The organism is Agrobacterium burrii (genome assembly GCF_017313405.1).
Taxonomy (GTDB): Bacteria; Pseudomonadota; Alphaproteobacteria; order Rhizobiales; family Rhizobiaceae; genus Agrobacterium; species Agrobacterium burrii.
In genome coordinates, this window is sequence record NZ_JAFLNA010000003.1 from 339,685 (window position 1) to 359,392 (window position 19,708).

General features: G+C 58.5%; 17 protein-coding genes. 10 read left to right on the forward strand and 7 right to left on the reverse strand.

From position 1 onward, the window contains the following. Positions 1–5: 5 nt before the first annotated feature. Together JZX89_RS08365 and sbmA are read left to right on the forward strand one after the other, a co-directional pair. Positions 6–1,196, forward strand: a complete 1,191-nt coding sequence (locus JZX89_RS08365; protein ID WP_207133776.1) for an MFS transporter — start codon at positions 6–8, stop codon at positions 1,194–1,196. 192 nt (positions 1,197–1,388) lie between these two features. Continuing rightward, positions 1,389–2,657: a peptide antibiotic transporter SbmA gene (gene sbmA / locus JZX89_RS08370; protein ID WP_174009012.1), complete on the forward strand. Its 1,269-nt coding sequence runs from the start codon at positions 1,389–1,391 to the stop codon at positions 2,655–2,657. A 53-nt stretch (positions 2,658–2,710) separates the two neighbouring features. On the opposite strand, the gene JZX89_RS08375 is transcribed toward sbmA, so the two are convergent. Next, the gene (locus JZX89_RS08375; RefSeq protein WP_207133777.1) at positions 2,711–3,694 is read right to left on the reverse strand and encodes a polysaccharide deacetylase family protein; all 984 of its coding nucleotides are present in this window, start codon (positions 3,692–3,694) and stop codon (positions 2,711–2,713) included. Positions 3,695–3,845: 151 nt separating this feature from the next. On the opposite strand from JZX89_RS08375, the gene JZX89_RS08380 reads away from it, so the two are divergent. The 5 genes from JZX89_RS08380 (at position 3,846) to JZX89_RS08400 (ending at position 8,361) form a co-directional block, all read left to right on the forward strand. Then, positions 3,846–4,430, forward strand: a complete 585-nt coding sequence (locus tag JZX89_RS08380; protein WP_207133778.1) for an NnrU family protein — start codon at positions 3,846–3,848, stop codon at positions 4,428–4,430. A 155-nt stretch (positions 4,431–4,585) separates the two neighbouring features. Further along, positions 4,586–5,257, forward strand: a complete 672-nt coding sequence (locus JZX89_RS08385) for a tetratricopeptide repeat protein (RefSeq protein WP_149899983.1) — start codon at positions 4,586–4,588, stop codon at positions 5,255–5,257. A gap of 133 nt (positions 5,258–5,390) precedes the next feature. Next, positions 5,391–6,821 (forward strand): ribosome biogenesis GTPase Der, encoded by a 1,431-nt coding sequence (gene der / locus JZX89_RS08390; protein ID WP_149899984.1) that lies wholly within the window; start codon positions 5,391–5,393, stop codon positions 6,819–6,821. A 197-nt stretch (positions 6,822–7,018) separates the two neighbouring features. Next, positions 7,019–7,627 (forward strand): DUF2026 family protein, encoded by a 609-nt coding sequence (locus JZX89_RS08395; RefSeq protein ID WP_207133779.1) that lies wholly within the window; start codon positions 7,019–7,021, stop codon positions 7,625–7,627. A 122-nt stretch (positions 7,628–7,749) separates the two neighbouring features. Then, positions 7,750–8,361: a hypothetical protein gene (locus JZX89_RS08400; protein ID WP_174373361.1), complete on the forward strand. Its 612-nt coding sequence runs from the start codon at positions 7,750–7,752 to the stop codon at positions 8,359–8,361. A gap of 199 nt (positions 8,362–8,560) precedes the next feature. Here the strand turns inward: JZX89_RS08400 and JZX89_RS08405 are convergent, their stop codons facing one another. After that, positions 8,561–9,610 carry a glycosyltransferase family 4 protein gene (locus tag JZX89_RS08405; protein ID WP_207133780.1) on the reverse strand — a complete coding sequence of 350 codons (1,050 nt, stop codon included), beginning with the start codon at positions 9,608–9,610 and terminating at the stop codon, positions 8,561–8,563. Positions 9,611–9,749: 139 nt separating this feature from the next. Then, a complete protein-coding gene (locus tag JZX89_RS08410) occupies positions 9,750–10,670 on the reverse strand; it encodes a sugar kinase (RefSeq protein WP_207133781.1) in 921 nt (306 codons plus the stop codon). 156 nt (positions 10,671–10,826) lie between these two features. Between JZX89_RS08410 and bglA the strand changes: the two genes are divergently transcribed. Both bglA and aac(6') read left to right on the forward strand, forming a co-directional pair. Continuing rightward, a complete protein-coding gene (gene bglA, locus JZX89_RS08415) occupies positions 10,827–12,491 on the forward strand; it encodes a beta-galactosidase BglA (protein ID WP_207133782.1) in 1,665 nt (554 codons plus the stop codon). Then, entirely contained in the window at positions 12,488–12,943 is a 456-nt protein-coding gene (aac(6'), locus tag JZX89_RS08420; protein ID WP_207133783.1) for an aminoglycoside 6'-N-acetyltransferase, read from the forward strand. Before bglA ends, aac(6') begins: the two co-directional genes overlap by 4 nt. A 69-nt stretch (positions 12,944–13,012) precedes the next feature. Here aac(6') and JZX89_RS08425 read toward each other — a convergent pair whose 3' ends face one another. Both JZX89_RS08425 and ade read right to left on the reverse strand, forming a co-directional pair. Continuing rightward, positions 13,013–13,672 (reverse strand): hypothetical protein, encoded by a 660-nt coding sequence (locus JZX89_RS08425; RefSeq protein ID WP_207133784.1) that lies wholly within the window; start codon positions 13,670–13,672, stop codon positions 13,013–13,015. A gap of 205 nt (positions 13,673–13,877) precedes the next feature. After that, the gene (gene ade / locus JZX89_RS08430) at positions 13,878–15,572 is read right to left on the reverse strand and encodes an adenine deaminase (RefSeq protein WP_207133785.1); all 1,695 of its coding nucleotides are present in this window, start codon (positions 15,570–15,572) and stop codon (positions 13,878–13,880) included. 272 nt (positions 15,573–15,844) lie between these two features. On the opposite strand from ade, the gene JZX89_RS08435 reads away from it, so the two are divergent. Continuing rightward, positions 15,845–16,792: an HD-GYP domain-containing protein gene (locus JZX89_RS08435; protein ID WP_207133786.1), complete on the forward strand. Its 948-nt coding sequence runs from the start codon at positions 15,845–15,847 to the stop codon at positions 16,790–16,792. Here the strand turns inward: JZX89_RS08435 and JZX89_RS08440 are convergent. Continuing rightward, the gene (locus tag JZX89_RS08440) at positions 16,789–17,298 is read right to left on the reverse strand and encodes a GNAT family N-acetyltransferase (RefSeq protein ID WP_207133787.1); all 510 of its coding nucleotides are present in this window, start codon (positions 17,296–17,298) and stop codon (positions 16,789–16,791) included. The two genes, JZX89_RS08435 and JZX89_RS08440, sit on opposite strands and share 4 nt — an antisense overlap. Further along, a complete protein-coding gene (locus tag JZX89_RS08445) occupies positions 17,298–19,487 on the reverse strand; it encodes an anthranilate synthase (protein WP_207133788.1) in 2,190 nt (729 codons plus the stop codon). Before JZX89_RS08445 ends, JZX89_RS08440 begins: the two co-directional genes overlap by 1 nt. Positions 19,488–19,708 lie beyond the last annotated feature (221 nt).

Here is a 19,708-nt window from a genome sequence, read left to right on the forward strand (position 1 = left end):
CATGCATGACCACCGACAAGCCACTTTCCGCCAGACATCTGACCGCACTCGGTTTCGCCGGGGCTCTCATGATGGCGTCCGCCATGGGTTTCGGCCGCTTTTCCTTCACCCCCATCCTGCCCGGCATGATGGCGGATGTGCCTCTGTCGGCGGGCGATGCGGGGATCGTGGCGGCGGGCAACTTTGCCGGTTATCTGGCGGGTGCGGTGCTTTCGGCCTATTCTTGGGGTTCTGGACGGGAGCGGCTGGTGGCGCTTGGCGGGCTGTTTTCCACAGCTGCGCTGCTGCTTGCCATGGCCGCGTTCAATTCAGTCGCGGCCTTCACCGTCATCCGCTTTCTCGCCGGTGTCGCCAGCGCGCTGACCATGATCTTCACGTCGCAAATCGTCATCGGCCACGCCATGAAGGCCGGCAAAGATCATATTCAGGCGCTGCATTATGGCGGGGTTGGCGCGGGTATCGCGATCTCCTCGCTTGCGGTCTATCTGATCGGTGTTGTTTTTGATGGTGGCGGCGCCTCCTGGCGGGAGGAGTGGATCGCCGGTGCCGTCTTTTCCTTCCTGACGTTCCTTCTTGTCTGGCGGGTGCTGCCCGCCGGCCCGCCGCGGCATGCGTCCTCAATGGCCGAGCCGCCGCTTGAATGGACGCGACCGCTGTTTCTGACGACGCTCGCCTATGGGCTGTTCGGTTTCGGTTATGTCATCACCGCCACCTTCATCGTGGCGATTGCGCGCATGGCTGCTGCCGGTGCCTTCGTGGAGTTTCTGGCCTGGTTCATCACCGGCTGCGCCGCCGCCGTTTCGTTGTTCCTGTGGAAACCGCTGCTGAAGGCGAAGGGGCTGAAACGGGCCTTCGTGATCGTTCTTGCCGTCGAAGCCATCGGCGTCTTCGCCTCCGTGATGCTGCCGCCGGTGCCTGGCGTCCTGGCGGGCGGTCTGCTTCTGGGGCTGACCTTCATGGTCATCACCGCCTATGGCCTGCAGCTCGGCCGGGAATTTGCCGGGCCAAGCCCGCGCCGCGCCTTCGCACTGATGACGGCGGCCTTCGGAACGGGGCAGATCGTCGGGCCGCTGGCCGCCGGGTGGATCGCCGAGGTGACGGGAAGTTTTACCGCGCCCAGCATTCTCGCCTCCGCCGTGCTGGTCGTCAGTATCGTGCTGATGCTGCCGGTTCTTGCCGCCGAGCGGCTGCGTTGAGCCTGCACGGGGTCCCCGGCACCAATCCAGACCTTTTGCGAGGCTTTTCGCCGGGATCGATCCGCCGTTCGCGCCTTACATCTTGTTAAGGTCCGCGCTTCGCCGTTGCTGTGCACAAATTTCTGCCCTAGGTTCGGGCCATCTAGTGCTTCGCCAATAATGGCTGATTTCAAACGCGCGTGAGTTCTAAACGTGTTTCATTCTTTCTTTCCCAAGCCCAAATTGTTCTTCATCTCCGCGATTGTCTGGGCCTTCGTCGCCATCCTTGCCTGGTACTTCATCGTTGATAGCGTAGGCAGGTCTTGGGGTTATGTGATGCCCGAGCAGGAACCCTACGATCTCAGCTATTTTCTGGTTCCCGCAAATCTGTTCTTTTACGGCTATCTCGCATCGTGCCTGGCGTTATTCGGCGTTGTCTGGACCGTCATCGCCAAGGATCACCCCTGGAAGCTCTGGTCCATATGGGGATCGCTGCTGATTATCGCGGTGACCTATTTCGGCGTTCAGATTTCCGTCGTCATCAACAATTTCCGCCGGCCTTTCGGCGATCTGCTGCAGAATGCCCTTTCCAAACAACCGGGTATCGAAGTCTGGGATTTCTACAGCCTCCAGATCGTCTTCGCCAAGATCGCCTTTCTCAGCATGGCGGTTTCGATCCTGACGGATTTCTTCACCAGCCATTACATCTTCCGCTGGCGAACCGCGATGAACGACTTCTACATGTCCAAGTGGGAAAAGCTGCGCCACATCGAAGGTGCGTCCCAGCGTGTTCAGGAAGATACGATGCGGTTCTCCTCGACGCTGGAGGCATTGGGCATCACCCTGATCAACTCGGTGATGACGCTCGTCGTCTTCCTGCCGATCCTGTTTGCGCTGTCGTCCTATGTCTCTGAATTGCCGATCATCGGCGAAGTGCCGCATGCGCTGTTCTGGCTGGCTATCGTCTGGTCCATATTCGGCACGGTGCTCCTGGCGACGGTCGGCATCAAGCTGCCCGGCTTGAACTTCCGCAACCAGCGTGTGGAAGCTGCCTATCGTAAGGAACTGGTCTATGGCGAGGATCACGCCGACCGCGCCCAGCCGCCGACAGTCAAGGAGCTCTATTCCAATGTGCGGAAGAATTATTTCCGCATGTACTGGCACTATCTCTATTTCAACGTGGCGCGGTATTTCTACATTCAGGCAGATGCGGTGTTCCTGCTCCTGATGCTTGTTCCCACCATCGTCGCCGGCAAGATTACCTATGGTATCTACCAGCAGATCGCCACGGCCTTCGGTCAGGTCAGCAATTCGTTCCAGTATCTGGTCAATTCCTGGACGACGATCATCGAACTGCTTTCCATCCATAAACGTCTCGTGGCCTTCGAAGCCGCGATCGACGACAAACCCCTGCCTGACATCGACGAGCGTTATCTTCAGCGGGAAGCGGAAGCCGGAGAACTGGCGGCTAACAAGCCCTGACGAAAACAAAAAAGGCGGCCAACCGGCCGCCTTTTTTGCGCGAACTGATAATTTCAGCCCTCGGTCTTCTGCTTCTTGCGGGCCTCGATCATCGGCATAGCCTGCGCATAACTCACACAGGCGACATCGTCTTTCCGGCAGACTTCGCGCAGCAGCCGCTCATAGGCGTTCCAATAGGCGCCGCCATTCATCTTCACGAAATGAAAGCCCATCTGTAGCGGAATGCGCTCGCCATTATATTGCCTGTCGAAAGCGTTGCGGAAGGCCGTGTAGGCGCGTTCCTCGAATTCCTTCGAACGATCCGGTGTCTCGACGCCGATGGAATGGCGGATGAAGAGATTGTAGTCCATGGCGATGATGGGGCGGTTGCCTGGTCCTTCGGGAATGAGCGGCAGGCCGAAATGTTGAATACCGTCACGCTCCACCGGCCATTCCGGGCCCTTGGTGACGCTGGTGGCGTCATAAACGAAGCCGTGCTTCTTCTGCGCGGCGGTCAAAGCCGGTCCCTGCGACAGATAAGGGGCGCGGAAACCGTTGATGTTCTTCACCATGTCGCGCCAGCCTTCCGGTTCCTCGCCCTTCTTGCCGATCATCTGCCAGGCGTTTTCCAGCATGCTGGTGAAGGTGGTGAATTCGCCGTCCCATTGTTCCGCTGTCCACTGCCCGCCATCGAAATGGCCGCAGGTGTGGTTGCCGATCTCGTTACCTTCGCGATAGGCGGCCCAGATGTTTCTGAGCCTTGCCTCCACCTCTTCCGGCGACTGGCCGAAACCGACATTGGAGCGACCGGCCTTCTGGCCGGGTCCCTGATAGGTCTTGGCGCTGGTCTTGCGATCCAGCACCAGTGTGCAGGCGAGAAAATAGGTGAAATGCGCGCCGACTTCCTTCGCTGTCGCCCGACTTCTTTCCCATAGCGTATTGTCGCCTGCGCCATCAAAAGACACGATGACGAGCTGCTTCGGCTTTTCCGTATTTTCGGCAAAAGCGGGCAGGGCGGTGAGAAGCGACAGGGAAAAAGCGGCAAATTCGCGAAACATCAGTCATCCGTCATATGAAACATCGTGGCCTTTTGCGGGTGGAATAAGGCGAAGCTTTGAATAGTCTGGCTTTTAAACGTCTTTAAGCCTAATTCCTGTTCTGCCTCGCGGTTATTTTGGCCGCGTTCCGATCCACCGGGGACTGTGTTTCATGCTTTTTCTCGTACTCTGTCTTGCCTTGTTTTTCCTGACGCATCTTTTAAAAGTGTTTGCGCCGCAGTTTCGCGCGCGGCTGATCGCGAAAATGGGTGAAGGTCCTTTCAAGGGCGTCTATTCCCTCGCCAGCCTCATCACGCTCGGTCTCGTCATCTACGCCTTCGGGGAAGCCCGGCAGGAGACGGGCATGTTGTGGTATCCGCCGGTCTGGACGAGCCATCTCGCCGTGACCCTGATGCTGCCGGCGATGATCTGTCTTATCGCCAGCCTCATACCGGCTGGCTACATTGCGACGAAGACGAAACATCCGCTCATCCTCGCCGTCAAGATCTGGGCGCTCGCCCATCTTCTGGCGAATGGCGAAACCTCTTCGATCCTGCTCTTTGCCTCGTTCCTCGCCTGGGGTGTGGTGATGCGGATTTCGCTGAAGCGTCGCGAGAGAGCGGGCGAAAAAGTGGTTCGTTCGTTCGTCTCGGGCCGCTACGATCTGGTGGCCATTGTCGGCGGCATCGTTCTCTGGGGGGCTTTCATCCTGAAACTGCACGAATGGTTGATCGGCGTTCAGCCCATCGCGATGTAGGAAATCGACGTTTCCCCCTTACATATCAGGCAAAATAGGCTAGAAGGCCGACCATGACCCGGTCGGCCATGCTTGTGCCTGTCCGGGTAAGCGGCTTGGTATGTCCGCAGACGGATGGATCGGGAACGATCTCCGCGCGGGTAACGGAGAATTTGATGGCAAACGAAAATGATACCTTTATCCGCGAAGTGAACGAGCAGATCCGCTCCGAGCAGCTGTCGCGCTTCTGGGGCCGTTACGGTATCGTGGTCGTCGGCGCCGCCATTCTCGTGGTTGTCGGTGCCGCTGGCGCCGGTATCTACGAATACTGGAACACCAGCCGCGCTTCCAATTCCGGCGACCAGTTTCTGGCGGCGCTGACGCTTGCTTCTGAAAACAAGACGGATGAAGCGCTGAAGGCTTTCTCCGATCTCGAAACCTCCGGCCACGGCAATTATCCGGTTCTGGCGAAGTTCCGCTCGGCCACGCTGCTGTCGCAGAAGGGTGATGCGGCTGGCGCCATCGCCGCCTTCACCGCCATTGGCAACGATACTTCGGCACCGCAGGTGTTTCGTGACACGGCCAAGGTGCGCGCTGCATGGCTTTTGGTCGATAACGGCACCTATGATCAGGTGGTTGCGCTGGCCGAGCCTTTGAGCGCCGAAGGCCAGACCATGCGCGCCTCCGCCCGCGAGGCGCTGGGTCTTGCCGCCTACAAGGCTGGCGATTTTGCCAAGGCCAAACAATGGTTCGAGCAGATCATCAGCGACACGCAGGCGCCGCGCAATGTGACGAACCGCGCGCAGATCATGCTCGACAATATCACCGCTTCGGGCAAAGCTGCTTAAAGCCGCTTCTCCGAGCCAGATCGCCCCGGCATATCTTCGCATTGCCAAAGCGATCCAACTCTTTATTTTACGCATGTCTTTTGCCCAAAACAGGTAACGTTTTGGGCAGACTTGCTCTAAGGAACAGACAACAATGAGCTTCACCGTCGCCATAGTCGGGCGCCCCAATGTCGGCAAGTCCACCCTTTTCAACCGTCTGGTCGGAAAGAAGCTGGCGCTGGTGGACGACACGCCGGGTGTGACCCGCGACCGCCGTCCCGGCGATGCGAAGCTCATCGACCTGCGCTTCACCATCATCGATACCGCCGGTCTGGAGCAATCCGGGCCGGAAACGCTTCAGGGCCGCATGTGGGCGCAGACCGAAGCGGCGATCGATGAGGCCGATGTGACGCTGTTCGTCATCGACGCCAAGGCGGGCCTGACGCCCGCCGACGAGACGCTGGGCGAAATGCTGCGCCGTCGCGGCAAGCCGGTGGTGCTGGTGGCCAACAAGTCCGAAGCGCGCGGTTCCGATGCCGGCTTCTATGACGCCTTCACCCTCGGTCTTGGCGAGCCTTGCCCTGTCTCGGCCGAACATGGCCAGGGCATGATCGACCTGCGCGACGCCATTGTCGAGGCGATTGGCGAAGACGTCGCTTTCCCGCCTGAAGTGGACGAGGCGGAGACCGACATCGTGCTTCCGCGCACTGAGCCGGGCAGCGAGGAAGAAGAAGACGAAGAGCCCGTCTATGACGAGACCAAGCCGCTGCGCGTCGCCATCATCGGCCGGCCGAATGCGGGCAAGTCGACGCTCATCAACCGGTTCCTCGGTGAAGACCGCTTGCTGACCGGCCCGGAGGCCGGCATTACCCGCGACAGCATTTCCGTTGAATGGGACTGGCGCGGCCGTACCATCAAGATGTTCGATACGGCCGGCATGCGCCGCAAGGCCAAGGTGACGGAGAAGCTGGAGAAGCTCTCGGTTGCGGATTCGCTGCGCTCCATCCGTTTTGCCGAAACGGTGGTGATCGTGTTCGACAGCACCATCCCGTTCGAAAAGCAGGATCTGCAGCTGGTCGATCTCGTCATCCGTGAAGGCCGAGCCGCCGTGCTCGCTTTCAACAAATGGGATCTGGTTGAAGACCCGCAGGCCTATCTTGCCGATCTGCGTGAGAAGACCGAGCGGCTTCTGCCGCAGGCGCGCGGCATTCGCGCCGTGCCGATGTCCGGCCAGACGGGTTATGGTCTCGACCGGCTGATGCAAAGCATCATCGATACGGACAAGGTCTGGAACCGCCGTATCTCGACCGCCAAGCTGAACCGCTGGCTGGATGGACAGACCACGCAGCATCCGCCGCCGGCCGTTTCCGGCCGTCGCCTGAAGCTGAAATATATGACGCAGGTAAAAGCCCGCCCGCCGGCCTTCATGATTTCCTGCACGCGCCCGGAAGCTATTCCGGAGAGCTATACGCGTTATCTGGTGAACGGCCTGCGCAAGGATTTCGACATGCCGGGCGTGCCGATCCGCGTGCATTATCGCGGGTCCGATAATCCGTTTGAGAGCAAGGCGAAGAAGCGGCGTTGATTTTGACGTGAGGGGTTGCTGCGTATTTCTTCTCCTCGCCGGGGAGAAGGTGGCCCGAAGGGTCGGATGAGGGGCAACCTCTCCGCATATCGACGGCCTCGCCCCTTCATCCCGCTGCCGCGACCTTCTCCCCCTCGGGGAGAAGAAACAAGCGGCGGACGCTCGTCCAACGTCCTGCCTTAGAAGAGTAAAAAACCATGTTGATCAAGCAGACCGACTATCACCGGATTTACCGGGTCATCAACAGCCTGCTTCTCAGCCAGAATGCCGATCCCGCTTCGGCTTCCATGTATTTCAGCACATTCGGTGCGTTCATTCTCCAGCAGCACTACAAGGTGAAAGCTGTGCCGAAGGGCGGGCTTGCCGCCTATAATCTCGGAGGCAAGGTTCTGTTGTTCGCGGATCATCGCGAGGATGGTTACGTGACGGGCGCGGGCGACAATTTCCATTGCTGGGTCGAGGCGGATGGATGGGCGATCGATTTCATGACGCCGGCTTTTTCGGATAGTGCGCGGGGCCTGTCAGTGCCGCCGAAGATGTTTCAGCGCCCGCTGTCGGCGATGGCAGCGTCCATCAACGATCTCGGGCAATCCGGCGATTTCTTCTACCGTTCAGAACCTGAAGCGACGGCAAAACGCTTTGCCGACTGGCACCGCCACGCGATGCTCGGCGATATGGCAAGCGTCGCCGCCAACTGGTTCCGCAAGTCGCCGAAACAGATGTCGGCATCATTGTCGGTGACGGATCGGGATGGCAAGGCACAGACTGTGCCGCTCTCCGGGCAAATGCTTTCCGGAGCATGGTGAAGGCGGGTTTTGCCGCACGGCGCTGATCCCTAAAGGTTTCGGCAGCGAAAGGTCTTTTGATTTATAAGGGCAACCCTGTTACGCAGATTAAACTGCATCAGGGACGGGATTGATGTGCTCCTATGGCCGATGACACCATTTCAATCAGCTTCACGCCCGACCCGAAACATGTGCCTTATTATGTCTACGGCTATCAAAATCAGGCCTATGAAAATTACAGTATGATTTGTGACAAGTCCTGGAAGCGCCATTTTGCCTCGGCAAGAGCGCATCTATCCTCGTTTGCGGGACTGGCTGCCGCTGCCATCTATTCCATAAGTCTGCCGTGGTTTCCCGGCGTCTGGCCGGTGGTCGGTTATTGGGTGTTTGCACCCGCACCGTTTGTGGCCCTCGCCATATGGTTCATTGTCTCGCGGGGCTCGAGAAGGGAGATGAAATCCTATTACGAGGTCCTGGCACATTGGAATATTGCCAATGATCGGATGTATTCGCCTCACACACAGGTGGAGATAGGACCCGAGGGTTACAAGCAGGTCACAAGACTGGACACCGTGCAGCTGAGCTGGGCGCGCTACCATCTCGCACTCACGCCGCAGGATAGTCTGGTGCTGGTTTTTCACGGGACGGTGGCTGTCATCCCCAACAGCGCCCTGCCGATGGCGCCAATGGAGATTATCGAGAAGATCAATCAATGGTCAGCAGCCCAGCAAAAAGAGCTGCTTGCCTTATCCTGAAGCGGCATCTCAAGGGGGCTGGCGGCGTATCATCGGGAAATAGGACGGCCAGCGTAATCTCGCGGCAACCGCCTGACGTCAATCAGCAGCCCGACCCCGTTCTAAAGATAACGGCGGTCGCGTCCTGATTGCCTTGTGACATTCCCGCCATGTTTCGTCCACTGTCCCCGCGCAAAAAAAACCGGGGATGTGCCTGCCTTCAGGCAAGCTGTGAACGCGACAGGAGCGGCAGGGATTTTCCCGCCGCGTGGATGACATTGTCGAGGAATTGCCGCGAGGCCTTTTCCCAGCTGTAGCTTCTGGAAAGCGCCAGCGCCTCCTGCGGCGAACAATGAAGCGCCGCCAGACAGGCATTGCGAAGATTGTCGTCCAGTGCCCCCGCACCGGGATTGCCACCGAGAATATCGATCGGCCCGGTAACGGGGAAGGCGGCCACGGGCACGCCGCTTGCCAGCGCTTCCAGAATGGTGTTGCCGAAAGTGTCGGTCTTGGAAGGGAAAACAAAGACATCGGCCTGCGCATAGGCGTCGGCAAGCTCTTCGCCGGTCTTGACGCCGGTAAACAGCACGCCGGGATATTTTTCCTGCAATTCGTGGCGGGCCGGGCCGTCGCCGATGACGACCTTCGATCCGGGCAGGTCGAGGTCGAGGAATTCCGGCAGGTTCTTTTCCACCGCCACACGACCGACGGTCATGAAGATCGGTCTCGGCAGATCGAAAGGCAGCGTCGTTTTCGGGCGCGGGTGGAACAGTTCGGCATCGATGCCGCGGCTCCAGCGCTTCAGGTTCTTGACGCCGCGCGCTTCCAGCTCGGTCTCAAGGCTTGGCGTCGCCACCATGCAGGTGTTACCGCCATTGTGGAACCAGCGCACGAACGCATAAAGCCAGCTTTCCGGGATTGGAAAACGCGCCGCGACATATTCGGGGAAGCGGGTGTGATAGCTGGTGGAAAAACGTATGTGGTTTTTCACGCACCAGCGCCGTGCCATGAAACCCAGCGGACCTTCGGTGGCGATGTGTACGAAGGAGGGCTGGCTTTTTTCGATCTCCGCCGCCACACGGCGATAACCGGCGACCGAGAGGCGGATTTCCGGATAGGTGGGGCAGGGGATGCTGTAGAAACTCTGTGGCGTGACCATGTTCACATCCACACCAAGCCGCGCCAGCTCGGTATTGGTGTTTTCGATCGAGCGAACCACGCCGTTGACCTGCGGGTGCCAGGCATCTGTGACAATCGTGATTCTCGTCATGAAACACTGATCCTGCTCATCTGCGCGCAGGCGATTCCCCATTGCCCGGCTTCCGCCCGTATATGCGGCGTGCGTGTTACAGGATCATGTCAGGCCGTATGACGGTCAATATCGTCCCTGTTCAGGGCAGCCTCACCGCCTATCCGACCAGCGGCAGAAGCTCGGGGCTGATCAGCGCGCCGTGATGGCCGATGACGGTTGCCGCTGCCCTTGCGGCGAAAGTGGCGGCTTCTTCGGGTGAACTGCCGGTCACGTAACGGGCGAGGAACGCGCCGTTGAAACTATCGCCCGCGCTCGTCGTGTCCACCACGTCCACGGCTTCCACCGCTGGCGCGTGGCTGCGGTTGCCGCCGAAATCGAGCGTGGCACCCTTTACGCCGTCTTTCACGACGATGTTTTCGACGCCCAGCGAACGATAACGGTCGATGGTCGCTTCCACGGAACTATCGCCGAAATGGCTGGTTTCGTCATCGAAACTCGGCATGACAAGCGTTGCGGCGCGTGCGCCATTGGTGATCGTTTCCAGCATCGTGTCCTTGTCCGCCCAGAGACGCGGGCGGATGTTTGGATCGAAAATCACGGGCTTGCCTGCCGCTTTCGCGCGGCGAAGTTCCGCCAGAAACGTATCGACATCATGCGCGGAGGCGAGAATGGCGAGGGTGATGCCGGAGAAATAGATGACGTCGGCGCTTTCCACCGTCTGGCGCAGGTGGTCCGCATCGGCCGCCAGCTGTCTTGCGGCGGCGGCGTTGCGCCAGTAGCTGAAGGTGCGCTCGCCGTCTTTCAGGTTGATGAGGTAAAGGCCGGGTGTGCCGCCCTTGATGCGACGGATTTTTTCCGTGCCGATGCCGGCTTCCGCGATGAAGGTGAGCATATCTTCCGAAAGCGGATCATCGCCGAGTGCGGTGAAATAATCGACGGACCAGTCCTCCGGCAGGCAGGCACGTGCATACCAGGCGGTGTTGAACGTATCCCCGGCGAAACCCTTGCGCAGCAGCCCGTTGCCGGCCTGCGACAGTTCCACCATGCATTCGCCAATCGACAGAAACCGTCCACCCACGCCGTCATCCTCCCGTTTTTTCCAGCCATGCGGCTTACGACGGGCGAACGCCGCTGACAAGTGCGGTTCTGGTCGATTGTGCGTGTGCGAAGTTCCGGTTTACGTGGCCGCGACAGCTTTATATTCTCCCGGCCAGACACCATTAGGAGATCGCCGATGACGCTACCCCATGCCCCGGTCCATAAATCTCAAGCGCAATCGGACTGGTGGAAGGGAGCGGTGATCTATCAGGTCTATCCGCGCTCGTTTCAGGATACGACCGGCGACGGATATGGCGATCTTGCCGGGGTGACGAAACGGCTGCCCTATATCGCGTCGCTGGGCGTCGACGCCATCTGGCTTTCGCCGTTTTTCACCTCGCCCATGGCCGATATGGGCTACGATGTTTCCGATTATTGCAATGTCGATCCGATGTTCGGCACGCTTGCCGATTTCGATGTTCTGATGGCCGAGGCGCACCGGCTGGGGCTGAAGGTCATTATCGATCAGGTGATTTCGCACACATCCGACAAACATCCCTGGTTCGTGGACAGCCGTGCCAGCCGCATCAACAGCAAGGCCGACTGGTATGTCTGGGCCAATCCCAAGCCGGATGGCACTGCGCCCACCAACTGGCTTTCCGTGTTCGGCGGGCCGGCATGGGAATGGGACGGCGTGCGCAAGCAATATTACATGCACAGCTTCCTCGCCTCGCAGCCGGATCTCAATTTCCACAATGCCGAGGTTCAGGATGCGCTCCTGGAAACCGTGCGGTTCTGGCTCGATCGCGGCGTGGATGGTTTCCGGCTCGATACCGTCAATCACTATTTCCACGACAAGCTGTTGCGCGACAACCCGCCGCTTTTCGATGACGAAAGTTTTGGTCTCGATGCCTCCGACGTCAATCCCTACGGTATGCAGGACCATCTCTACGACAAGACGCGGCCGGAAAACGTTGCCTTCCTCAAGCGCTTCCGTGCGCTTCTCAACGAATATGAGGGACGTGCCACCGTTGGCGAAGTAGGGGACGGGGCGCGTTCACTGAAGACGGTGGCATCCTATACATCCGGTAATGACAAGCTCAACATGTGCTACACGTTCGACCTGCTGGGGCCGGATTTCAGCGCGAAACATCTGCGCGGCTCGGTGGAAACCTTCGGAAAGGTGGTCACGGATGGCTGGGTGTGCTGGGCCTTTTCCAACCATGATGTGGTGCGCCATCTCACCCGCTTTTCCGAAAGCGTGGAGGAGCAGACACGGGTGGCGAAGCTCGCCATCTGTGTTCTCGCCAGCCTGCGCGGCTCGATATGTCTTTATCAGGGCGAGGAACTGGGGCTGACCGAGGCGGAACTCGCCTTCGAGGATCTGCGCGACCCCTATGGCATTCGTTTCTGGCCCGCCTTCAAGGGCCGTGACGGATGCCGCACGCCGATGGTGTGGGAAACGGGCAAGCCGAATTCCGGCTTCTCTGACGCTGAAAAGCCGTGGCTGCCGGTGCCCTATGTCCATGCCATGCAGGCCGTGGATGGGCAGGAGCGCAAGCCGGATTCGGTGCTGAACCATTACCGTGCCGTTTTGTCGTTCCGCAAAGGCCATGGCGCGTTGCGTGATGGCGACATGCACTTTCTCAAGACCAATCTCGATGTGCTGGCGTTCACCCGCCAGAAGGGTGACGAAAAACTGCTGTTCATTTTCAATCTCACCCGCGAGGCGGTGGAGTTTCCGCTGTCGAAGGCCATGCATGTGACGGATATCCTGCCGATGCCGGGCTTTGCGCCGCTGTTCGACGCTGACATCGTGAAGCTCGACGGGCTGGATGCGTTTTGCGGGGTCGTGGCGTGACGGGGCAATTTATCATCAGGGATGCCGCCGCGTCTCTGGATGATTGGGCGCTTCTGCGCCACCGTTTATGGCCCGATGCGACGCCTGCCGAACATAAAGCGGAATTGCAGGACCTTTCCGACAACGAGGCCGGATTTATTGCCTATGATCCAGCCGGAATGGCCGTCGGTTTTGCCGATGTCAGCCTGCGGCATGATTACGTCAACGGCTGCGACACGTCGCCCGTGGCGTTTCTGGAGGGGATTTATGTCGAGGAGGCGTTTCGCGGCCAAGGCATTGCCGCCGCGCTGGTGGCTGAGGTGACCCGCTGGGCAGTTCGCCAAGGCGTGAGCGAGCTTGCTTCCGATGCCGATATTTCCAACGTGGATTCCCACCGCATGCATGCGGCGCTGGGGTTTGAGGAAACGGAGCGGGTGGTTTATTTTCGGAAGTTGTTGTCCCCGGAGCCTTGAAGCTGTTGAGACTGCGAGATTGGCAAATTCAGTGCTCTGCCAATTTCGAGCCCGGTGAACGAGTTATGATCAACCTAGTTTGGACTGCGAGATAGGTTGATCCGTTTGTGTCCACGCTTCTGTTTTGTCCATCTTTGTCAGCATATCGATGAGGTGCTGATAGAGTTCGGCGTCGGCCCCGAGACGATCCCGAAGCATCACGCCGACAGCTTTCAGGCCCTCACTGGAGATCTCGCCGCCTGGCATCTCAGTCTCCTGTATGCCTTTCGCAAGGTCGAACATCTTCCATCCGGCTTCCGCAATTTTACGGTCATCTGATGGAGCTGGATACCCAAAGTCGTCAACGATCATGTATCCGCCCCCGGCTTGCAGGAGGTTATAACCGGTTGTCTGCCTGAACATTGAAACTTCAGTTTTGGAATAAGGTGCCTGCTGTCCCGGCTGGAAGAAATCGCCGTTCTGCTCTTCTATCAGTGCACGCATGACGCCTTCCTCTTCGCTCTGCGCACCCTTGCCGGGAATAAAGGAATATGTGCCGTCTTCATTGAGGACGACGTTGTCCTGAACGGTGGGATTTTTCAGTAAGTTCTGAAAGATGATATTGTCGCGACTGTTATAATCAGCCAGCTTTGTATAGTCGGGTTTGGCCGTTGCGGCACCCGTAGTTGCGGAGGTTACGTTTCTAGTTGACGTGGTATAAAATGAGTAATTGCTTCCGGGAATCTGCATGGTGGTCCCCTAAATATTATGTCTCGGCGATCAGGTGCGTGAGACATCTACAAACGCGATCATAAGTAGAATCGTAAACTTGTCCGAATCTATCTTTGAGTTGCGTTTCGTAAGCGCTTAGGGCGCCGTCTTCATTCCCTTATCCCCGCAACAAAAGCAGGAATAAGAGACTAGATGATCGCGTCTGAACGGCCTTTCCCGTCAATCAGATCAGCGCAAACCGGTCCACATCCACCATGCCCATATCCGAAATCTTCAAATGCGGAATGACGGGCAGCGGCAGGAAGGCCACCTGCAGGAAGGGTTCCTCCAGCGTCGTGCCGAGCGCATAGGCGGCTTTTCTCAACGTATGCAGCGTATCGCGCACCGTCTCATAGGGTTCGAGGCTCATCAGCCCGGCAACGGGGAGCGGGATTTCGCCGGTCACCTTGCCGTCTTCGACCACCACGAAACCGCCCTTGATTTCACCAAGGCGATTGGCGGCGAGCGCCATGTCGTCCTCACTGACGCCGACGACGCAGATATTGTGGCTGTCATGGCCGACGGTGGAGGCGATGGCGCCTTTCGTCAGGCCGAAGCCCTGCACGAAACCGTTGGCGTGGTTGCCGTTCTTGCCATGGCGTTCGATGACGGCGACCTTGATGATATCGTTCTCGAGATCGACCGTCGTCTGGTTACCGTCCGTCGGTAGTTTATAGCGGCGATGTTCGGTAATGATCTTGCCGGGAAGCACGCCCATGACAGGGCTTTCGCCTTCGGTGACGGGCACGCCAAAATGGGAAGCGAGCACCGGCCTTGCCTTGACGCTGTCGAGACCGACAGGGGCGACCGGCTTGCGGGTGGCAAACAGGGCATCATCGACGATCCGTCCGCCGGAAAGCACCATGCTGGCCTTGCAGTTCTGCAGACTATCGATGACCACGAGATCGGCGCGCCAGCCGGGTGCGATGAGGCCGCGGTCGCGCAGGCCGAAGGCTTTCGCGGCGGAAATCGAGGCGGCGCGGTAGATGGCGAGCGGTTCAACGCCGCTGGCGATGGCGGTGCGGATCATATAGTCGAGATGGCCCTGTTCGGCGATATCGAGCGGATTGCGATCATCCGTGCACAGCGCCAGATAGGGCGACAGTCGTTCGGTGATGATCGGCATCAGGGCATGCAGGTCTTTTGACACAGAGCCTTCGCGTACGAGAATATGCATGCCCTTGCGGATTTTTTCCAATGCTTCCGGTGCACTCGTGCATTCATGTTCGGTGCGGATGCCGGCTGCGAGATAACCGTTCAGTGCCGTTCCGGAGAGAAGCGGCGCGTGCCCGTCGATATGCTGGCCCTGAAAGGCCTCCAGTTTTGCCATGCATACCGGGTCCTTGTGGATGACGCCCGGAAAATTCATGAATTCGGCAAGCCCGATGACCTTCGGGTGATTGCGGAACGGCAAAAGCTTCTCGATCGGCAGATCGGCGCCCGAGGTTTCCAGATGGGTTGCGGGCACGCAGGAGGAGAGCTGCACGCGGACGTCCATGATGGTTTCCATGGCGCTGTCGAGGAAGAATTGAAGTCCTTCCACTCCCAGAACATTGGCAATCTCATGCGGGTCGCAAATGGCCGTTGTGACGCCATAGGGCAAAACGCAGCGGTCGAACTCATGCGGGGTGACGAGCGATGATTCGATATGAAGATGCGTATCGATGAAACCCGGAACGACAATCTTGCCGGTAATATCGATTTCCCGGCGGCCGCGATAGTTCTCGCAGGTGCCGATGATGGTATCGCCGCAGACGGCAATATCCGAAGCAACAAGTTCCCCGGTCACGAGGTCGAAGAAGCGTCCGCCTTTAAGAACCATATCTGCCGGTTCACGGCCCGTACCCTGATCGATGCGCGTTTCAAGTTTCGAATTCATGCGGTTCTTCTTCGGTTCCTGGTTTACGTCGTATGCGAGAATTATCAATATTTACATTCTCAGGTTGTTTCTTGCTGTATTCAGATTGATTCTTCGTTTTTTAAATATATCCTGAGTAAATAATTTTCATATTCGTGCTATCTTATGTTCTGTGTTGCAGAGTTAAATAGTTCGGCGGGCTTATATTTATCCGTCTGAAGGCTGGTTTTACGTTAGTTTTTATCAATAGCGGGTCACGTTATCATTCCCGGGAAGGAAAATAAAAGCGTCTGATGCTTAAGCGAATTTCCACCCGGCAATTAACTGTTGGCATGTTTATCGAGGCGGTCGAGGGAACGCTGTCGAACCGGCAGATTATGCAACGACATCGGTTTCTCCTGCGGCATGAGGATGTGGTGCGCCAGCTGAAATCGAGCGGCGCGGAAAGCATCGTCATCAATACGGCGAGGGGAAATGATATCGAAGGCAGGTCGGGGGCCGGCGTACCTGCCCTCGTACAACCGGGCAGTTGCTCTGAAATCACGGTAGCCGTCAGCCATGCCGTTCGTTCGGCAGCTGATGCGGTTGCGGAGACCTTTGCGGTCGCAGAAGCCGGTGGTGGTGTTTCGCTGAAAGGCATGGCGGTCGCAACGGGCAAGATTTCCGAAGCGGTGCAGTCAAACCCGGCGATCTTCATCGGCGTTACCCGCCTGAAATCGAAAGACGAAACAACTTTCGTGCATTCGGTATCCGTCAGCGGTTTGATGATGCATTTCGGCTGCTATCTCGGGCTGGATAAGGCAACGGTTGATCTGCTCGGCATCAGCGGCCTGCTGCATGATATCGGCAAGGTGGAAATTCCCTCGTCGATCCTCAACAAGGCGGATGGGCTGAACTCCAGTGAGCGGGAGATCATCAATCTCCATCCCGCCTTCGGACGCGATATCCTGTCGCGCAACGCGCAGATGCCGGAGATGGTTCTCGATGTCTGCTTCAACCACCACGAGCGGATGGATGGAGGCGGTTATCCGAGCGGCCGCTCAGGTGCCGAGATCAGCCTTTACGCCCGCATTGCGGCGATCTGCGACGTCTATGATGCCGTCACCTCGGTCAGGCCCTACAAGAAGCCGTGGACGGCGAATGAAGCACTGACATGGATGCTGCGCCGGGAAGGCCATTTCGACATGCAGCTGCTGAAGAAGTTCGCGCTGTGCATCTCCGCCTCGCTGCCGAGGGCTTAGTTGCCGAAGATGATCGCCATGTTCAGGCTGTCAATGTAACGTCCGTCGATCAGAACAGCGTCGCGTGCCCGGCCTTCATGTACGAAGCCGATCTTTTCATAGAGCGCGATGGCTCTGGCATTGTCCCCATGCACGCTTAATTCAATACGATGCAGCCCGCATTGACGGGCGGCATCGAGCGTCCGCTGCATCAGCCGCGCACCCAGTCCCTTGTCACGATAGGCTGGCAGGATGCCCATGCCGAGCGTGCCGCAATGGGCGCGGGTTTCTCTGCTCACGCGGCGAATATCGCACCAGCCAATAACTTCATCGTCCATAATCGCCACGAATTGCGGATGGTCGTTTTCGATCATGTCGAGAACGAAGGCGCGCACCGCTTCGAGCGGCGGCGCCTCCAGAAAGCTCAGATATTTCTGCTCGCGCGACACCGCATCAAGAGCACGATGAAAGCTTTCAACGTGCTCCGCCCGGATCGGCTCGATGGATACGGTGTCGTCAAGCGTCATCAAGCGGCTTTCGTCTTCGCCTTGCGGGTCAGATGCACCACCACGTTTTCGATCATCCGCATGCCGGCGTCCTGGCCGAGCGTCATGATCGATTCCGGGTGGAACTGCACGGCGGCCACCGGTTCCTTGGCGTGTTCGATACCCATGATCGTGCCGTCCTCGCTTTCCGCGGTGATGATGAAATCACGCGGCAGGGTGGCGGGGTCGGCGAAGATCGAATGGTAACGGCCAACGGTCACTTCCTTGCCGAGGCCGGAGAAGACGAGGCCGGGCTCCAGTACACGGATGCGCGAAGGTTTGCCGTGCATCGGCACCGCAAGCTGACGCAACTCTCCGCCATAGGCTTCCGCCAGGGCCTGAAGACCGAGGCAGACGCCGAAGATCGGCAGATCACGGGCGCGGGCGGCCTTGATCGTCGCCTTGCAGTCGAAATCTGTCGGGCTGCCGGGTCCGGGCGAAAGCACGACGAGATCGGGCTGGAAGCGATCGAACACGTCTGCCGCAACCGGCGATCTGACGGTGGAGACCGTTGCACCCGTCTGGCGGAAATAATTCGCCAGCGTGTGCACGAAGCTGTCCTCGTGGTCGACGAGCAGGATTTTGACGCCGGTGCCCACCTTGGCGGCATCGCGTTTGGTGGCGGCAGAGTTGGTGCCCTTGGCATCACGAATGGCTGATATCATAGCGGAAGCCTTCAGTTCGGTTTCTGCTTCTTCTTCCTGCGGATTGGAATCGTTAAGCAGCGTCGCACCGGCGCGAACCTCGGCAATGCCGTCCTTGATGCGGATGGTGCGCAGCGTCAGCCCGGTGTTCATGTCGCCATTGAAACCGACCATGCCGATGGCGCCGCCATACCAGGCGCGCGGGCTCTTTTCATGACCTTCGATGAAACGCATGGCCCAGAGTTTCGGCGCACCGGTGACGGTGACGGCCCAGGCGTGGCTGAGGAAACCGTCAAAGGCATCCATGTCGTCGCGCAGGCGGCCTTCGATGTGGTCAACCGTGTGGATGAGGCGCGAATACATCTCGATCTGGCGGCGGCCGATGACCTTCACCGAGCCCGGCTCGCAGACGCGGCTTTTGTCGTTGCGGTCCACATCCGAACACATGGTGAGTTCGGACTCATCCTTCTTCGAGTTGAGCAGCTTGAGGATCTGCTCGCTATCGGCAATCGGGTCGTCGCCGCGCTTGATGGTGCCTGAGATAGGGCAGGTCTCGATGCGGCGGCCGGAGACGCGCACGAACATTTCCGGCGAGGCACCGACCAGATATTCCTGATGGCCGAGATTGATGAAGAAGGAATAGGGCGAAGGGTTGATCGCCTTCAGGCGGCGCGAAATCGCCGACGGATTGCTTTCGCAACGCTCCATGAATTTCTGGCCGGGAACGACTTCGAACAGGTCGCCGCGGCGGAAGCTTTCCTTGGCCTTCACCACCAGCTCGGAATATTCGCCGGGGCGGTGATCGCCCTTGGGCGGGATCGTATCGGTGGTCTTGAAGGGATCGGGTGTGATGTCGGAGGACTTGCCGTCAGTCGTCACGCCGGCCTTTTCGAAATCGTAACGGTCGATCCAGGCCTTGGCGGAATAGTGGTCAACGACGAGGATTTCGTCGGGCAGGTAGAGCACCATGTCGCGCTGGTCTTCCGGGCGTGAAAGCGACAGCTTGATGGCATCGAACTGGAAAGCGAGATCGTAACCGAAAGCGCCGAACAGGCCGATGGCAGAATCCGCATTCGAATAGAAGAGATCGACGATAGCTCTGAGCGCGGTGAAGACGGTCGGGATTTTCGAGCGTTCTTCTTCCGTGAAGACGCGGTCCGGTTCGTTGACGGTCAGGTCGAGACGGCGGGTGGAGGATGCACCGAGGGTAAGATCGGGCGTCGCCTTCAGCTTTTCGGTGATGAAGCCGAGCAGCACTTCGCCGCGGCCATTATAGGCCTCGATCCACATCTTGCGGCCAAAACAGGAAATGCCGAGCGGTGGGTCGATAATGGCCGTGTCCCAGCGGGTATAACGGCCCGGATATTCATAGTTGGACGAAAAAACCGCGCCGCGATGGGAATCGAGCCTTTCGATGTAATTATCGATGGCGCTGGCGTAATCGGCGGGCCGACGCTTGCGGCTGACTTTTATGTCGCCTTTCGTCTCGTAGGTTTCCGCCCCGTCATCCTGAATGATCGTTACCATTTCTTTCGTACTTCCTGTTGTTCAGGCCCGATGACAGGCGGCAAAATAACAAAAAAGCCGCCTGAAAATTCGGGCGGCTTGGACTTTGTCTGAAGACATGACTGGTCAAGGCCGCGTAAAGCTGCTCCACCACCAGTTAGCAATGTTCATAGACACGATGTTCATGGCAAAATTGTTAGCCTGCGCAATCCGCCTTGGCAAGCGGATTTCGGTGAGGCACT

Bases quoted from the DNA above. Each gene is read 5' to 3' on its own strand.
- JZX89_RS08365 (WP_207133776.1), top strand. From the start codon at position 6: ATGACCACCGACAAGCCACTTTCCGCCAGACATCTGACCGCACTCGGT.
- JZX89_RS08375 (WP_207133777.1), bottom strand. From the start codon at position 3,694: ATGTTTCGCGAATTTGCCGCTTTTTCCCTGTCGCTTCTCACCGCCCTG.
- JZX89_RS08380 (WP_207133778.1), top strand. From the start codon at position 3,846: ATGCTTTTTCTCGTACTCTGTCTTGCCTTGTTTTTCCTGACGCATCTT.
- JZX89_RS08385 (WP_149899983.1), top strand. From the start codon at position 4,586: ATGGCAAACGAAAATGATACCTTTATCCGCGAAGTGAACGAGCAGATC.
- der (WP_149899984.1), top strand. From the start codon at position 5,391: ATGAGCTTCACCGTCGCCATAGTCGGGCGCCCCAATGTCGGCAAGTCC.
- JZX89_RS08395 (WP_207133779.1), top strand. From the start codon at position 7,019: ATGTTGATCAAGCAGACCGACTATCACCGGATTTACCGGGTCATCAAC.
- JZX89_RS08400 (WP_174373361.1), top strand. From the start codon at position 7,750: ATGGCCGATGACACCATTTCAATCAGCTTCACGCCCGACCCGAAACAT.
- JZX89_RS08405 (WP_207133780.1), bottom strand. From the start codon at position 9,610: ATGACGAGAATCACGATTGTCACAGATGCCTGGCACCCGCAGGTCAAC.
- bglA (WP_207133782.1), top strand. From the start codon at position 10,827: ATGACGCTACCCCATGCCCCGGTCCATAAATCTCAAGCGCAATCGGAC.
- JZX89_RS08425 (WP_207133784.1), bottom strand. From the start codon at position 13,672: ATGCAGATTCCCGGAAGCAATTACTCATTTTATACCACGTCAACTAGA.
- ade (WP_207133785.1), bottom strand. From the start codon at position 15,572: ATGAATTCGAAACTTGAAACGCGCATCGATCAGGGTACGGGCCGTGAA.
- JZX89_RS08435 (WP_207133786.1), top strand. From the start codon at position 15,845: ATGCTTAAGCGAATTTCCACCCGGCAATTAACTGTTGGCATGTTTATC.
- JZX89_RS08440 (WP_207133787.1), bottom strand. From the start codon at position 17,298: ATGACGCTTGACGACACCGTATCCATCGAGCCGATCCGGGCGGAGCAC.
- JZX89_RS08445 (WP_207133788.1), bottom strand. From the start codon at position 19,487: ATGGTAACGATCATTCAGGATGACGGGGCGGAAACCTACGAGACGAAA.